Genomic DNA, 16,491 nt, shown 5'->3' with positions numbered 1-16,491 from the left:
GGGCTCCAGCGCGTGCTCTCCAACCTGTGCTCTCCTGCGCGCGTCGACTGTGGCCGGCCCCTCGAAGGCCCGCCGCGGACAGGCCGGCGGACCAGAGCCTCACGGCCAAAACGCCCCAGCAACGGATCTTTGAAATTTCCAACGAACAGCGGCGGCTGCTCAACTTCTGGCCAAGGCTTGGCAACAGGGCTGCCCCAGGAACGAGGCTTTCCCAAATCCGTTGTCTTGCATGTTCAATTAGCGGCCCGAGGTAACCTATGGTCAGGCTAAAAACCTTATCAATTGCACTCGCCGGATGCCTCCTCACCAGTGGTCTCGCGGGGGATGTTTTCGCACAGCCCCGGATAGATCGGGATTGGGATGGCCGCGATTGGCGGGACCGGGACTGGGACCGGGATAGAGACTGGGAGCGCGGCCCACGATGGCGCGACCGGGATTGCTATTATGAACGTCGTCGGGAGAGAAACCGCTTCGGCGACGTCGTTATCAGACGCTACCGCGTTTGCGAGGAATAATGCTGAGTGATCGGCGGCGGTTATCATGCACCGCCGATCTTCATCCGTTATTGGGGTGCCGGAGGAGTCGGCGAGCCCGTGGCGGCGCGAGGCTGCGATTGCACTCTTTCAAAGATTCGCAGGGCTGAATCGACGCAGGCCTGCGTGGACTCCCGATCACCACAGACAACGCGAAGCTGGGTATCGCCGCTGCGCACGAAGAACCGAGCGTTGCGGCCCGAACGATCATCGTCCTCACGCATGGCGCGTCCGTGCCGTTCATCCCGTTCGCCCCTGTCTCTATCCCATCTGTCATAGTCATCATGCCAGCGGTCCCGACGATCATCATCGTCCCGCGACGAACTCTGACTCCACGCTGATGTTCCAACGAGGGCCAGTCCAACTGCCAAAAGGAGGACCTTCCGCATGTGAATCTCCGTTAGGGCGACACCACGGAGAATGTGCGCGAACATTCCTGAGTTTGAGTGGCGTCAAGGGTCGTGCAAAGGCGCCTAGGGTGAACTGAAGGGCAGGATCTAGGTTCCAACAGCGAGTATCGCCTGCAACACCAACACAGTGACGCGCAATATCCACACAGCTCTGTTCTTTGCTGGGCCGCATTTTTGACGGTGAACCGGATCCACTTCACCGGAAAATGTTCTAGCATAGAGGAAAGGCTCACTTTAGGGATCCGGACCTTCCCTGCCCCTTCACGAATGTCCGCTTCGGCCCGGCGAGCGGACCAACACGTTACTTCTGCTCCGTGCCAGTCGCGGATATTCTCTAAGTAGAGAAGTAACTTAGAGCGAACCGCTTTTCGCCTTTACCGTCTCAAGAGCTATGCCACGTCGCATCCGTGACTCTGCTCCACCGTGACAATCTGGAAATAATCTCAAACCACAAGGGTCGGTGGAGGCTCCCTCACGCTTGACTGGCTGACCGTGGTATGTATTCTGGTCTGACCAAGGCAAGATGAATGACCGCTGATCTTGAAATCACGCGGCTTAGGGAGAGTGGCGGCAAAGGGTTTGAGAAGGTTTTCGCCTTCTTGCGCGAGCGCTTGCTTGCGGGCTCATTGCGACCGGGTGACCGGCTGATCCCTGAACGCGATCTCGCTGCGCAGCTCGGTGTCAGCCGACCCATCCTGCGCGAGGCGCTGCGCGCGCTGACGGTCCTCGGGGTCGTGGAAATCCGCGACCGTGTAGGGACGATCGTTCGCCGTCCCGACTTGTCTGTCCTCAACGACTTTTTCACCTTCGCCTTCGCGCAGCAATCCGATGTCATCGACGATGTGATGCAGGCGCGCATCGCGATTGAATGCCAGGCTGTCCGGCTTGCCGCTGAGCGGGCGACAGTGTCCGATTTCGAGAGGTTGCAGCAGGCGCTCGCGCGCATCGTCGAAACGATCGACGACCCCGATACCGGCGGTGTGGCCGACTTCGAGTTTCACCGGGCCGTGGTGATGGCGGGAAAATCCGAGACGCTCATCGTCCTGCACGATTCCATGTCCGGTATCCTGATGCGCTCGCATCGGGGACGGCGAGAACTCCTTCAGGCCTTCGATACGATGAAAACCTACCTGATCGAGGATCATCGCCGCATCTTCGACGCCATCGTAGGACGCGACCCGGAACATGCGGAAAAGGTCATGCGCGAACATTTCGCGATCGGCGACGATTTCCGTCGCCGTGCGGCAATCGGCGAATCCGGGCCCCGGAGCGCCCCGTGACACTACCCGAAGAGCGAGACGCCATGATGGAACAGAACGACCACAAGGGAACAGTCGGCTTTGCAGGCCTGGGGACGATGGGGCGTGAAATGGCCCTCAATCTGCTCAAGGCAGGGTATGCCGTCCGTGCCTATGACGTCCGCAAGGAAGCCGTGGACGATCTCCTCCCACATGGCGCCAAGGGAGCCGGAAACCTGGCGGACGCCGCACGGGACGCGGATATCGTCATTTCCATGCTCCCTGACACGCCGCAGGTCGAAGACATTGTCTATGGCGAAAGCGGACTTCTGACGTCGCCGCTGCGGGGCCGACTCTTCGTCGACATGAGCACGATTTCGCCCGTCGCCGTACGGCGCATCCATGCCGATCTCAAGGCTGCAGGCGTGGCGTTTCTCGACGCGCCAGTATCCGGCGGCCCTGTCGGCGCCCGGAATGCCTCTCTATCGGTCATGGTGGGAGGAGACAGGGATGCCTTCCTGCGCGCCGAACCGTATTTCCGTGCCATGGGCACGACGATCACCCATATGGGCGAGGCCGGAGCCGGGCAGACGGCCAAGCTCTGCAACCAACTCGTCTGCGCCATCAACCTTCAGGCCATCTGCGAAGCGCTCGCGCTTGGCCGCGCCTCCGGCGTGGACCTCGACCAGCTCCGTAATGTGCTCCTGGGAGGCTCAGCCGCCTCCTGGATGCTCGAAAAGCTGGGCCCGGCGATGGTCGCCGGCGATGCTTCCGCCGGTTTCCGCATCGACCTGATGCTCAAGGACCTGCGGCTCGTGCAGGAGCAGGCCTTCTCGCTTCATGTCCCCCTACCCGCCACCGCGCTCGTGACGAGCCAATATGTCGAGGCGCGCGCCCACGGCGAGGGGACGAACGGCAATCAAGCTCTTTTCCGGGTCTATGACCGGATGACCAATCAAACGGCTGCGTGACGAGGAACGGATAGGGATGAACCTCAATCTGGACTTCGCCGTCATCCTTGAACGATGGCCGACCTTCTTCGATGGGGCGCTGCTCACCCTTCAGCTCGCCTTCCTCGCCACCGTTCTGGGCACGGCCATCGGTGTCCTCGGTGCCATCGGCCGACGCAGCCTCCATCCGGTCATTTCACGGATCTGCGGTATCTATGTCGAGGCGATCCGCAATACGCCGCTTCTGGTCCAGATCTTCCTCGTCTATTTCGGCCTTGCCAGCTTAGGGCTGAAGTTCTCCGCGTTCGCGGTCGCGGCAGCGGCTCTCACGATCAATGTCGGCGCATACACGACCGAGATCATCCGCGCGGGCTTCGACTCCATTCCCCGCGGGCAGATCGAAGCCGCCGAAGGCCTGGCGCTGTCCCGCGCTCAGATCTACTGGCACGTGGTCATGTGGCCTGCGATCGAAAAGGTCTATCCATCGCTGACCAGCCAGTTCGTGTTGCTGATGCTCGCCTCGTCGGTGACATCCCAGATCTCGGCGGAGGAACTGACAGCGGTTGCGAACTACGTGCAATCGGACACCTACCGCGCCTTCGAGACCTATATTCTGGTCGCGCTCGTCTACATTGTCCTGTCGCTGATCATGCGCGCCGGGTTCTGGCTCCTCGGCCTCGTCATCTTCCCGCGTCGGCGACGCCTCGGCACCCCTTTGTGAGGAGGAAAAGATGGGCGGTTCCCTGAATGCCAATCACCTCATGTTCCTGGGCTACGGAGCGCTGTGGACCATCGGTCTGTCGCTCATCGGCCTCCTCGGCGGCGGTATCGTCGGCTTCATCATCGCCCTCTGCCGCGTCTCTCCGAACCGGATCGTACGGCTTCTCAGCGCCGGCTATGTCCAGCTCATTCAGGGCACGCCGCTTCTCGTCATCATGTTCCTGACCTATTTCGGCCTGCCGACGCTCGGCGTGACCATCTCCCCCCTGACTGCCGCCGGCGCTTCGCTCACGATTTATGTCGGCGCGTATCTCGGCGAGATCTGGCGCGGCAGCATCCAATCCGTTCCGAAGCCGCAGTGGGAAGCAGCAGAAGGGCTCGCTCTCAGCCGCTCCCAACGGATGACGAAGGTCATCCTGCCACAGGCGATCCGGATTGCGACGCCTCCGACCGTGGGCTTCATGGTGCAAATCATCAAGAACACCTCGCTGGCGTCGGTGGTCGGCTTCGTGGAGCTCGCGCGATCCGGCCAGATCATCAACAACTCCCTGTTCGAACCATTCCTGATCTACACCATCATCGCCGCGATCTATTTCGCCCTCTGCTATCCGATCTCGCGCATCAGCCGCCGCCTGGAGATGCGCAGCGGCCCTCCCCGCCTCTCACTCGGGACTGCCTGACATGCACAAGACTCTGAACGCAGCAACCCAATCGCCAGTCGTTTCCCTGAAGAACGTGCACAAGAGCTTCGGCACGCTCAAGGTGCTTGACGGCGTCAGTTTCGAGGTCGAACGCGGCGAGGTTCTCGTCCTCATCGGCCGCAGCGGTTCCGGCAAGAGCACCGCCCTTCGTTGCATCGACCGCTTCGAGACGATCGACAGCGGCGAGATCGTCGTGTGCAATCATCGCGTCAGCGACCCGAAGCTCGATCTGAGAGCTCTGCGTCAGGACGTCGGCATCGTCTTCCAGAGCTACAACCTGTTTCCTCATCTGACCATCGAGGAGAACATCACGCTCGCACCTTGTTCCGTGAAGGGCATCTCAAAGGCCCAAGCGAAGGAACAGGCGCGGCGGGTCCTTGCCCAGGTAGGCCTGGAAGACAAGCTCCACCAATATCCCGAACAACTCTCCGGCGGCCAGCAGCAGCGCGCGGCGATTGCCCGTTCGCTCGCTATGCAGCCCAAGGTGATGCTGTTCGACGAAGTGACTTCAGCCCTCGACCCGGAATTGACTGGCGAGGTCCTGAAAGTCATTGAGGCGCTCGCCGCGGACGGCATGACCATGGTGATGGTCACGCACGAGATGGGATTTGCCAGGGGAATCGCCAACCGGGTGGTGTTCATGCACCGCGGCAAGGTCCACGAGACCGGGGCCGCCGCGATCCTGACCACGCCCGCAACTCCGGAACTGGCCCAGTTCGTTGGCACAGGGCTCTAAACGACAACCAGGACCTAGGGAGACAACGACGATGATAAAGCGCCCGCTTTCTGCTGCCGCAATCGCAATGACCTGCGTGGTAGCACTCGGCACCACCGCAGCCCATGCCGACCTGCTCGACGACATTATGAAGGCGAAGAAGATCCGCATTGCGACCGACATGGCGATTCCGCCGTCCGGCATGATGGACGCGAACCTCAAGCCGACGGGATCGGACGTGGAGACCGCTCAGCTTCTGGCGAAAGACCTGGGGCTCGAGCTCGAATTCGTGCAGACCACGGGCGCGACCCGCATTCCGAACATTCAGACGAACAAGGCAGACATCATCATCTCGACCCTTTCGGTCACGCCGGAGCGCGCCAAGGTGATCGACTTCACCAAGGCCTATGCAGCGTTGCAGTCCGTCGTCGCGTGCCTGACGACCGTTGAAGCGAAGAGCTGGGAAGACCTGAAGGGCAAAACCATTGCCGTCTCGCGTGGCACGACGCAGGATACCGAGCTGTCGAACATGAAGGATCGGAACCTCACTCTTGCCCGCTTCGATGACGATGCCACGATGGTGACGGCCGCAGTCTCCGGACAGGCGGACTGCGTCGCGACTTCGGCAACGATTGCGAACCAGATTGGCGTGAAGAACCCGGCCCGTACGTTCGAGCCGAAGGTTCTCATTCGCACCTTCGATCTTGCAATTGGCGTGCGCAAGGGGGAGCCGCGCTTGGTCGAGAAGCTCAATGAATGGATTTCGACCAACTTGAAGAACGGCAAGCTGAACGAGATCTACAAGAAGTTCCATGGCAGCGAGCTCCCTCAGGAAATGCGGAGCTGAGCCTGACAGAATTCGAGTGGTGCTCCAGGCACCACTCGATCCGCAATCACGAAGAAAGGATTTTCAATGCGCGTCGTAATCGGGTCGGATCACGCCGGATGGCCCCTCAAGAATGCAGTGGTCGAGCATGTACGCTCTCTCGGACATGAGGTCGTCGACGTAGGATCCTTCGATGACAAACCTGTCGATTTTCCAGACATCGCCCGCGCACTGACCCAAAAAGTGAAGTCCGGCGAAGCCGAGCGCGGCATCATGGTCTGCGGCACGGGCGTCGGAGCGTCGATCGCTGCCAACAAGGTCAAGGGCATTCGCGCTGCCGTTTGCCACGACATCCACTCGGCACACCAGTCGGTTGAGCATGATGACGTCAACGTGATGTGCATCGGCGCGAAGATTGTCGGTTCCTGGCTCGCCCAGGATCTCGTCTCGTCTTACCTGTCGGCGGAATTCTCCACTGATGAGGACTGCCGCCGCCGCGTGGAAAAACTCCACGCCATGGATGCCGAAGGCTGAAGCCAACCGACTTGGGAAAGGGAACGCGTGCGACATGATTCTTGTTTTTGGTTCGATCAACGTTGATCTCGTCGCCCGTGTAGTCTCAATCCCGCGCCCGGGAGAAACCGTTCTGTCACCGGGCTATGCCACCCTTTTCGGTGGCAAGGGCGCAAACCAAGCGATCGCAGCCGCACGCGCGTCGCTGCCGAATCGGGTGGCGATCGCAGCCTGCGTGGGCGACGATGCCTTTGGCCGATCTGCGCGCGACAACCTCGCCCGCAATGGTGTCGTGGCTGATCTCGTCGCCAACAGTTCTGAACCGACAGGTTGTGCCTTCATCACCGTCGATGAGCGCGGCGAGAATGCAATTACCGTTGCCAGTGGGGCAAATGCTACGCTGACGGAGGCGCCGGTTCGTGATTTCGAGGTGGACGCCTCCACGGTGGCGGTCTTCCAAATGGAAGTCCCCTTTCCCTCGTCCCTCAATGTCGCTCGGCATGTGCGCGCTGCGGGCGGCCGCGTCATCTGGAATTTCGCACCGGCTCCGACGGCATTTATGGCGAGAGATCTCTCGGATCTCATCAACGAGACTGACATTTTCGTCGTCAACGAGCACGAGGCTATTGCGGCGGCCGCGCTCCTCGGCTGCGAAACCGACAATTTCGAACATGCAGGAGCCTACCTATCGAGAAACGGCTGCATTTGTGTCGTCACGGCGGGGGCGCGTGGCGCCTTTGCGTTTCACTCCGATGGACGCAGCGAGGTTGTCGAGGCGAAGCCGATACGGCCAGTCGACACGACTGGGGCCGGCGACACCTTCGTCGGCATCCTGGCCAGTGGACTCGATGAGGCTCTGCCCTTGACAACAGCTCTCCAACGAGCCTGCCATGGAGCATCGCTGGCTTGCCTTGCCTATGGCGCTCAGGCTGCCATGCCGACACGCGCACAACTCGAAGCTACCTGAACTGGCTAGGTGAAAAGCTTTAGCGCATCGTGTGGAAGAGTGGACCCGGTTTTCCGCCAGCAACGACGCGCCGCTTAAAGAAGGAGCCTCGGACCCAAAAGTGGAATCCACTTTTGGGTCCGAGGCTCTAGCAGGATTGGAGACGATACGTTCAATCCGTCTCCGCGCCCCGTCTGCGCCATATCCTAAACACGATACGTCCAGCTTGGAGTTCCGGCCGCTTGCCTTGTAAGAGTTGCGTAACGGTCGCTGCAGAAACTGCGATGGCAAGTGCTGAGGTAAGACCAATCAAGGCTTTTCTCATGACCCATCCTCCAAAAGGGATAGAGGCTCTCCAATTTTCAGTTTCGTCACAAGGACCGGAATTACTCCCCCGGTCCCACGCAGGGAAATCTCACCCTGTGGGAGGAAAGTGGACCGTCAGGCAACGGCCCGGCTTTCTCCGCGCGCAAATAACAATGATGCGCAAGGGAGATTCCTGTCCAAAGCCGTTGCCCAAACACTCATGCGGCCAAGCAACCTGGAACCGCTCCCCGTTTCCGGCATTGGCGCAACGCTCTGATCTCTCTGAGCTGTTGATGTTTCAAGTAGGAGGATTCCCATGCCTCGTTCTGCATCAAGCTTAAGCCTGAGGAAGCACGTGTTTGCCGGTGTGCTGGGCATCCTGGCGCTCGCTCCGCTCCCGGCCCCCGCCCAGCAGGTTCCTGCCGACTTCACCGCCATCGTGAAGCAGAAGATGCCAGCCGTCGTTGCGATCACGACGAAGCAACGTGTCGAGGAGCAGGAGCAGGCTCAATCCTTGCCGGATGACCTCCCCTTCCGCGAGTTCTTCCGCCGCTACTACGGCGATCTCCCGGAGCCCCGCCGGCAGCAGCCCCGGCAGGCGCTCGGATCGGGCTTCGTGATCACCTCGGACGGACACATCATCACCAACAACCACGTGGTGGAGGATGCGGCCGAAATCCATGTTGTGTTCGGGGACAAGACGAATGCTCCCGCAACCCTCGTGGGCCGGGATCCGGCCACGGATATTGCCGTGCTCAAGGTTGATCCCCAGCCCAACATGGCGGTCGCCACGTGGGGCGACTCCGATGCCGCCGAGCCGGGCTCCTGGGTGATCGCCATCGGCAGCCCCTTCGGGCTCGGCGGTACCGTGACGGTCGGGGTCGTCTCCGCGCGCTCCCGCGACATCCGCTCGGGTCCGTATGACGACTACATTCAGACCGATGCCTCCATCAATCGCGGCAATTCGGGGGGGCCGCTATTCAACACCCGGGGCGAAGTGATTGGGGTCAATACGGCGATCTTCTCCCCATCCGGCGTCAATATCGGTATCGGCTTTGCCGTTCCGTCGCGGACAGCGCAAGCCGTTGCCGACCAACTGATCCGGACAGGTCGGGTCGAGCGGGGCTATGTCGGGCTGCGCCTGCAGGAGATCACGCCTGCCATCGCCCAGGCGCTGGGCCACCCGGACAGCAAGGGCGTGCTCGTCGCCACCGTAGAGCCAGGCGGCCCTGCCGAGAAGGCGGGGTTCAGGTCGGGTGACGTGATCACGCAGTTTGACAGGAAACCGGTGGAGAGCGGGCGCGATCTCTCCCGGGCCGTGGCCGCCATCAAGCCCGGCTCCCAGGTGCCGGTGACCGTAGTCCGGGACGGCAAGCCCCAAGAGCTGACCATCGTCATCGGCCAACGCAGCGACGAGCTGGCCGCCCGCTCGGCGGCACCCGATGGAGCCGACGGCGGCAAGCGGCTTGGACTCGCGCTCAGCCCAATCCCCGAGGCCGCCCGGGGTCAGCTGGGACTGGAGCCCGGCACGTCAGGTGTCCTGATCCAGCGGGTCGATCCGAGCAGCCCGGCGGCAGGGGCCGGCCTCAGGCAGGGGGACGTGATCGTATCGGCCAATAATCAGCCGGTGTCCGCTCCGGCAGATGTGGCGAAGGCCTGGGCGGACGCTCAGGGGCAAAAAAGACCGATCCTCCTGCGTGTGAAGCGCGAGGACCAGTATCTGTTCGTTGCGATCGAGGGATAACATTGTCGAGCCGCGGCCATACCGCGGCTCCAGCCCCTTGGACGTAATGCGGAGAACTATTCAGGGCGATCGGCGCTGCCCCCCTGCTGCATTATCGCTTCCGTTGCGGGTGATGCTGCCGGTCGCCTCAACTTCAGGAGCCTGGCCCGGCACGACCATGGGGCCGTTCATGCCGAATGTGACGAATCCGTTGCATCCGTCTTGGAGCCCGCCACTCCAGTTCTCCGGGAGGCAGCGGGCTGGTAGACCTTGGGCGAAGTCCGGGATCGATGATCCAGACACGGCAACACCCAGAACCGCGGCCGCGAGTGCACCCGGGAATGCATGCTTGAGCATGTCAACCTCCTCTGCAGTTTCGACCCGATGAGATCTGCTTGAAAAACGGCAGGCCGTATCCCGGGTTCCTGAGCTATCGCCTGAGCCTTGTCATTCCAATTCGAGAGGCATCCAAAAGCCTTGACGCGATGAACCGGCTTCTTACCTCTTCCAACACCAAAGCATTGATCACCGTGACGAGCAGCTGAGACCGGACTGCGCCCTTTCGTCATCTGACTTCGGTGTGAGCATGAGACGGTTTTCCATTCTTGCGACAGGCGAGAAACGCCGGATCGGCAGTCATTTTCCCGGCTGGCTTACGGCATTGGCTCTTATGTGGCAGATCGGCCATGCCCATGCCATCGAAGGAGGCGCCCTTGCGCGGGCTAACGATCAGCTCAGCCGCGCGACGGTTGCAGTCGGCACGCTCGTTCAGCCGGGCGGCTCTCTCCGGTTGAGCCGCTGCACAGGCGCGCTCATCGCTCCGGATCTCGTCATGACGGCGGCGCACTGCATTAGGGGCAATCCGCTGGGGGCGGTGATCTTCTTCTATCAGGGAAGCAGACTCATTCCTTCGGCTCATCGGGTGGCCGCTGCGGCTCGCCATGCATTCGCGCCGGGCCGCCTCGCCTCCCGCGATCTGATGGACGTGCTCAACGAGATCTCCCTCGACATTGCTGTTTTGCGCTTGGAGACACCAGTCAGAGGGCGAAGTCCTCTCCGCATCGCCCGCAATCTGGACAGCATTCCGTCCACATTGCGATTGGCTGGCGTTGGCCTTTCAGGGCGAGCGTCCGGAACTCTTAAGACCGCGACCTTGAGGCCTCTCGCCATATCGGAGACTGGATTGATCATCGCACGCACGGTCGGGGCACGCGCGTGTCTCGGTGATTCAGGAGGTCCAGTCGTCGTCCAAAGCAGCAGTGGTCCGCTGCTTTGGGGCGTTGCAAGCGCAGTGATCACCTCTCTGGCTCCGTGCGGCAATATCCTCATGATTGCCCCTGCCCGAGGCGGCGGCCGTCCGTCATGAGATTGAAACGAGACCACCCGTTCCGCTGAACGAATCCGACCATACGGGAGTGAAGACGACATCAGGGCCGGCAGGTATTCGGGACACCTCCGAGCCTGATGCCCTCCTTCATCAGTTTGTGACCGTCACTTTCACGTCGCCTGTCCGGCGCAGGACATGGGTCGCGACCTCGTCACCCGCACGGCGGACTACGAAATCGAGGCGATTATCGCCGACAGCGATGTTGCGCAGGATGATTTCGTCGAGAAAGCCGGGCAACACCGGCCGATCCAATCTGATTGCTTTCGCAGCCGGATCAAAGTCGAGGCCGAGGCATGCTTGAATCAGGCTCAGGGGTGTTGCGGCCGCCCAAGCCTGTGGAGCACAGGCAACCGGGTAAAAAGTCGGCCCCCTCGCTGCGCCTGCGCGGGAAGCCGCAGAACAGCTCAGGCAAACGTCGGAGATCAATGTAGATCGAGGCGTGGAACAGGCCGCGCGCCGGGTTCGTGCGTTCGGCGGTTAGGCCCGAGAGCGATCCCGGCGTTCCTTGGTCTCGGAACGGTTCTGTTTGTGTCGGTCTTTCTTCAACTCTGGCCTCCGGCCTTTGTGCTGCCGTTGCTTTTCATCCGCCCCTTTCCGGCGAGCGATCGAGGTCGCTATCAGCTTCTCCTCGATCTTAGAATTCAGATCTGAACGTAAATTGATCACGGCTTCGACATCTTCGTAGACGTGCGGATACCGCTGCGCCAGCCAAAGCCAAGTCGTTGCGATTTTCACTCTGGCCTCGAGCTTCAGAAGATCGGTGTGCAAACCGAAGTTTGGCGGTTGGACCAAGCCATTCACAGCATGCTGCCTGGCCCATTCGAGAAGAAGTTCGACCGCCATGCGCTCCCGGACTTCGACAGGAGCAATGGCATAGGACAGGCGATCGAGAATCGGCATATCCACCGTATCGAGAAGAAGCGCGAGCTCAATCATCTCCTCCATATCGGCCATGCGGAGATCTGGGTGACCGGCCACGAGAGTGTCATTCAGGTGACGAAGAACGTGGCCGAGCCGGTCAGTCTGGAGAACCCCGCTCGCTGACATGACCGTCTCCTGATTAGGACGCACATAGGCCTTGCCACGGAGCTTTGTACCCTCTCCCGTCAATGCATTTGAGATGATCGCTTCGGCACGTCCATAAGGGCCAGCCTCGAGAAGCGCAGTGACAAGTCCTTCATAATGATGGCCGAAACGCCCTGCTCTACCTGCAATCTGCTTGATCTCCATTGAAGTAAGCTGCCTTTCCTGGACACCATCGAACTTGCGGAGTGTCGAGAAAACAACTCTCCGAAGCGGGCCGATATTGAGGCCCATTCCAATTGCATCTGTTGCAACGAGAATTTCTGCTTCGCCGTTGCGGAAGCGTGCAGCCTCGGCTCTGCGGACCTCCGGACCAAGAGCACCATAAACGGTCGCTACCGTGCGCCCTGACTGAACGAGCCGGGCGCGGAGTTCATGGACATTCGCACGCGAGAAGGCGATGACCGCGTCGCCCCTGGAAAGCTTGTTGAGTTCGACAGGAGCGCGCTCCACATGAAGTGGTCCCTTTCGTTTGAGGATTTTGATATCCAACGACTCTCCCGTCATTGCCAGGAGATGCTCGACGAGAGGGATCGCCTCGGGAGCTCCGGTCAGAACGACGAGACGAGCCGGAGCCCCAACGATGGCCTGCGTCCACGCCCATCCTCGATTGGGATCACTGAGCATCTGCACCTCATCGATCACGCAGACATCGACAACTCGGTGTAGGTCCAGGGTCTCAATGGTACGGGCGACATGTGTTGCACCTTCGGGGAGAATGCGCTCCTCACCGGTGACCATGCCGGCCGAGAAATTGCCCTCGCTCAAGCGCTCGTAATGCTCAAGCGCAAGGAGCCTCAAGGGCGAGAGGATCTCGGCTGTCTGAGCCTCTCCGGCCAATCGGAGAGCCTCGTGGGTCTTGCCTGAATTGGTTGGCCCGGCGAGGAAAACGAACTTGCGTTCCAGGGACCGGGCGACCGGGAAGATCGCGGCGTACCGCTCGTAGCCGGACGCCTCCCGAATCTGAGCCTCTCGCATGTGCCGGAGCCTCCTGGCGGAGGCTTTGGATCGGATGTCATCAAGTTTCTGGCGGAGCCTGCGCCCTACACCCGCAGGTCCGTGCTTGTCGGTTCCGTGGATGCGGTCGAGCTTTTCGAGGGCTGAAAGAATGCCCCCTAGGATGGCTTGTCGCTCCTGGTCATCCTGATAGGCGGCCAGATAGGTATCGAGTTCGTCGCGCCAGCTCGCAACCTCCTGCTCACATGACTCATGCGTTGCATCCCGTAATTCAACCAGCCGAGCCTCAAGGGCTTCGGCTGCGCCCTTGATCTCGGCTGGCCCAATCCGGCTTGGCGACAGAGCGACAGCCGCAACCTCCGGCGGTTCGGCAAACGCGAACTCGACCAAAACCTCAGTCGGACCGCCATCTGGCAGGATCTGGACGTCCTTGCTGAAGACGGCGCGATAGCCGACAAACGCACGATCAGACCTTGGCCCGGAGTTCCGCGGCTGTCGCTCCGTGACACGATTGTTACGATCGAGCCTGCGGATATCCTCGACGATATAAATACCCGTATTCTTCCGAACGGGCGCCAAGATGCTCTGCCGACGTCGATGAGAGATATCATCAACAGGTGTCACCAGCCGGCTTTCGTCATCTGCATCGTTCCGCGTACGCGCAGCGTTGCCGCGCCTGTCTTGCATGTTGGCTTCATCCCGAGCCCGCCATGCAGGAACCTCCGCCGCCAGCTTGGCGATGACCTCCGGGTCGAACATTCGAGCTTCGTATGTGCGCCCCGACTTTCGATATGTCTCCCGTCCCGCAACCGGAATAAGCCCAGCCTCGATCCACCTCTCGCATTCAACAGCGCTGGCAAGAAGAATCCCAGGTAGGTGATTGATGGTGACGAGATCTTTCGGTTTCTTGGACATTCACAAATCCGATGGAAGCAATCGGAACCAGGAGTCGACGCCCATACCTCGGATTGCGGGGCGTGGCGCCGTCTCCAGTTCCAGATTTGCCCTAGGACAAAAAGGACGAAATAGGGGCGGTTGGGAGATAACCACCTGCAAGTCTTGTTGTTCGACCAGAGCCGAAGTTGGACCCCTGTGCAAAGAGCGGCTTCGGGGTTAAGAGGTGCTCCGCTACCTCAACAAGAGCTGATGACAGGTGCTGCCCTATGGTGCTTTGAAAGAATGGATGCTTTGACGGTCGGGGCTGCCTGGACCCTTCAGCCTGTCAGGCTGCTGCTATCCACTCCCGCAGTTTCGTCCAGCGCCTCTTCATCTGTCCGAGCCTTACCGCCATTGCCACAGCCTTCTTCTGGCCGACCAATACGACCAGACGCTTGCCTCGCGTAACGCCGGTGTAGAGCAGGTTGCGGGCCAGCATCGTAAAATGCTGCGTGACGACAGGAATGATGACGGCGGGATACTCCGAGCCTTGCGACTTGTGGATCGTGGTTGCATAGGCGGGCACGAGCGTGTCGAGTTCGCCAAACGGATACGAGACCTCCCGACCATCGAACGCCGCGATCAGTTCTCCCTCTTCGTCGTTGATCCGTACCACTGTGCCCAGATCGCCGTTGAAGACCTCCCGGTCATAGTCGTTCTGGGTTTCCATCACCCGATCTCCCGGCGAGAACCGCCATCCAAACCGTTCCACCTTGGACGCAGGATTGGGATTGAGCACCTCCTGAAGCTGGATGTTGAGGTTGCGGGCGCCGAGAACACCCCGGTTCATCGGGCACAGCACCTGAATGTCCTTCATCGGATCAAGGCCGAAGCGGCGGGGAATCCGCTCCTTGATCATCTGGACGATCTTCGGCACCCCTTCGTCGGGAGCGTCGATTTCGACGAAGTAGAAGTCGCTCTCCTCGCCTGCCTTCGGAGGCTCGGGCATCTGACCTTTGTTGATGCGGTGGGCGTTCACCACGATCCGACTCTCGGCCGCCTGGCGGAAGACTTCCGTAAGCAGGGCGACCGGAATGCGATCCGAGCCAATGATGTCGGCCAGGATCTGCCCTGATCCAACGGAGGGCAACTGGTCCACATCTCCCACCATCAGCAACCCGGCATGCGCTGGAATGGCCTTGGTCAGGGCATTCATGAGCGGGACATCCACCATGGAGGTCTCATCCACCACAAGCAGATCGCAATCGAGCGGGTTCTCCTCATTACGCGAGAAGCCGCCGTGTTCGGGGGCGATCTCCAGAAGGCGGTGGATCGTCTTCGCCTCCAGCCCGGTCTGCTCCGTCATCCGCTTCGCCGCTCGCCCAGTCGGAGCCGCCAACGCCACCTTGACGCCCTTGGCCACCAGGACGCGCAGGATCGTATCGAGAAGAGTCGTCTTGCCGACTCCGGGACCGCCAGTCACGACTGCCACCTTGGAGCGAAGGACCAGCCTTAGAGCCTCCCGCTGTGACGTCGCCAGCGCCTTGCCCGTGCGGGCCTCGACCCATGGAATGGCTCGCTCAAGGTCGATCTCGGGCCATGGTGGTGGACCGGACGCCCGCTCGATCAGCCGAGAGGCAATGGCCCGCTCGGCCAGGTAAAGCCCCTTCAGGAAAAGGCAGGTTTCAGCGCCGATCGTATCGGAAACGACCTCTCCCGAGGCAAGCTCCTCGACGATTGCTGTCCGGATCAGTTCTCGTTCGACTTCAAGGAGCCGCTCAGCCAGCTGGGTCAGAGCCTCGATCGGCAAAGCGCAATGTCCCTCGTCCGTGGCGGTCTGAAGTGCAAACGAGATACCGGCCCGGATGCGCTGTGAAGCCGTCTTCTCCATCCCGAGCTTGGCTGCAATGGAGTCGGCGGTTCTGAAGCCTATTCCCCGCACGTCCTTCGCAAGACGATACGGGTCCTCGGTCATGACTTGAATTGCTTCAAAGCCATAGGTCTTGAAGATACGCACCGCTCGTGCCGTGCCGACGCCATGCGAGTGCAGGAAGATCATAATCTCCCTCACGGCCTTCTGCTCGGTCCAGCCTGCCACGATGCGGGAGGCCCGCATGGGACCGATCCCCTGCACCTCCGTCAGACGATCAGGACTGGCCTCTATGATCTCGAAGGTATTCTCGCCAAAGGCTGCCACGATCCGCTTTGCCATCGCTGGCCCGATGCCGCGCATCTGACCTGAGGCAAGATACTTCTCGATGCCCTCGACGCCAGTTGGCGGGGTTGTCTTGAGGACCTCAGCCTTGAACTGAAGCCCATGGGTGCGGTCGCTGATCCAAAGGCCGCTCGCCGTAATCCATTCTCCTGCCGAAACCGCAGGGGTGTGACCGACCACTGTCACAAGGTCCCGCTTGCCTCGTGTATGCACCTTCAGGACAGCAAAGCCGTTCTCCGCATTATGGAAGGTGACGCGTTCGACCGAGCCCGCGAGGGTCTCCAGAACAGGTTTCTGATCAGCCTGTGGCGGTCGGAACATCTGATTCATGCTGTTTGCCGGGAGGTTCCCAGCCTCTTCGGGTTTGTTCTAGTACGGCCTTGCTCACGAGT

The 16,491-nt window shown here is 60.8% G+C and carries 14 protein-coding genes; 10 read left to right on the top strand and 4 right to left on the bottom strand.

All coding sequences use genetic code 11. The features are described 5' to 3' along the window. The first annotated feature begins 1,470 nt into the window (after positions 1-1,470). The 9 genes from DC522_RS16590 (at position 1,471) to DC522_RS16550 (ending at position 9,602) form a co-directional block, all read left to right on the top strand. On the top strand, positions 1,471-2,223 hold the full coding sequence (locus tag DC522_RS16590; protein WP_116529781.1) for a FadR/GntR family transcriptional regulator: 753 nt from the start codon (positions 1,471-1,473) through the stop codon (positions 2,221-2,223). Between the two features lie 23 nt (positions 2,224-2,246). Then, positions 2,247-3,152, top strand: coding sequence for an NAD(P)-dependent oxidoreductase (locus DC522_RS16585; RefSeq protein WP_256369866.1), 906 nt, complete (start codon positions 2,247-2,249; stop codon positions 3,150-3,152). 16 nt (positions 3,153-3,168) lie between these two features. Next, complete coding sequence (locus DC522_RS16580) at positions 3,169-3,852, top strand: amino acid ABC transporter permease (protein ID WP_116529779.1); 684 nt, start codon at positions 3,169-3,171, stop codon at positions 3,850-3,852. Positions 3,853-3,862: 10 nt separating this feature from the next. Then, the gene (locus tag DC522_RS16575; protein WP_116529778.1) at positions 3,863-4,531 is read left to right on the top strand and encodes an amino acid ABC transporter permease; all 669 of its coding nucleotides are present in this window, start codon (positions 3,863-3,865) and stop codon (positions 4,529-4,531) included. A gap of 1 nt (position 4,532) precedes the next feature. Continuing rightward, positions 4,533-5,288: an amino acid ABC transporter ATP-binding protein gene (locus tag DC522_RS16570; protein WP_116529777.1), complete on the top strand. Its 756-nt coding sequence runs from the start codon at positions 4,533-4,535 to the stop codon at positions 5,286-5,288. 31 nt (positions 5,289-5,319) lie between these two features. Next, positions 5,320-6,114, top strand: a complete 795-nt coding sequence (locus tag DC522_RS16565; protein ID WP_116529776.1) for a transporter substrate-binding domain-containing protein — start codon at positions 5,320-5,322, stop codon at positions 6,112-6,114. A 66-nt stretch (positions 6,115-6,180) separates the two neighbouring features. Next, on the top strand, positions 6,181-6,627 hold the full coding sequence (gene rpiB, locus DC522_RS16560) for a ribose 5-phosphate isomerase B (RefSeq protein ID WP_116529775.1): 447 nt from the start codon (positions 6,181-6,183) through the stop codon (positions 6,625-6,627). Between the two features lie 34 nt (positions 6,628-6,661). Next, the gene (locus DC522_RS16555; protein WP_116529788.1) at positions 6,662-7,573 is read left to right on the top strand and encodes a ribokinase; all 912 of its coding nucleotides are present in this window, start codon (positions 6,662-6,664) and stop codon (positions 7,571-7,573) included. Between the two features lie 601 nt (positions 7,574-8,174). Then, positions 8,175-9,602 (top strand): DegQ family serine endoprotease, encoded by a 1,428-nt coding sequence (locus DC522_RS16550; RefSeq protein ID WP_116529774.1) that lies wholly within the window; start codon positions 8,175-8,177, stop codon positions 9,600-9,602. 60 nt (positions 9,603-9,662) lie between these two features. Here DC522_RS16550 and DC522_RS16545 read toward each other — a convergent pair whose 3' ends face one another. After that, complete coding sequence (locus DC522_RS16545) at positions 9,663-9,938, bottom strand: hypothetical protein (protein WP_116529773.1); 276 nt, start codon at positions 9,936-9,938, stop codon at positions 9,663-9,665. Positions 9,939-10,167: 229 nt separating this feature from the next. Here DC522_RS16545 and DC522_RS16540 point away from each other — a divergent pair, with 229 nt between their 5' ends. Further along, positions 10,168-10,947: a trypsin-like serine protease gene (locus DC522_RS16540; protein WP_116529787.1), complete on the top strand. Its 780-nt coding sequence runs from the start codon at positions 10,168-10,170 to the stop codon at positions 10,945-10,947. Positions 10,948-11,058: 111 nt separating this feature from the next. On the opposite strand, the gene DC522_RS37295 is transcribed toward DC522_RS16540, so the two are convergent. The 3 genes from DC522_RS37295 to DC522_RS16530 all read right to left on the bottom strand — a co-directional run bounded on the left by DC522_RS37295 (position 11,059) and on the right by DC522_RS16530 (position 16,429). After that, on the bottom strand, positions 11,059-11,208 hold the full coding sequence (locus DC522_RS37295; RefSeq protein WP_165820189.1) for a hypothetical protein: 150 nt from the start codon (positions 11,206-11,208) through the stop codon (positions 11,059-11,061). Between the two features lie 237 nt (positions 11,209-11,445). Next, the gene (locus DC522_RS16535; protein WP_116529772.1) at positions 11,446-13,923 is read right to left on the bottom strand and encodes a helicase-related protein; all 2,478 of its coding nucleotides are present in this window, start codon (positions 13,921-13,923) and stop codon (positions 11,446-11,448) included. A gap of 307 nt (positions 13,924-14,230) precedes the next feature. Then, on the bottom strand, positions 14,231-16,429 hold the full coding sequence (locus tag DC522_RS16530) for an ATP-dependent RecD-like DNA helicase (protein WP_116529771.1): 2,199 nt from the start codon (positions 16,427-16,429) through the stop codon (positions 14,231-14,233). Positions 16,430-16,491 lie beyond the last annotated feature (62 nt).

The organism is Microvirga sp. KLBC 81, assembly GCF_003075415.1.
Taxonomy (GTDB): Bacteria; Pseudomonadota; Alphaproteobacteria; order Rhizobiales; family Beijerinckiaceae; genus Microvirga.
Note: the sequence above shows the minus strand (reverse complement) of the source record. Positions and strands in the feature narration are given on the sequence as shown.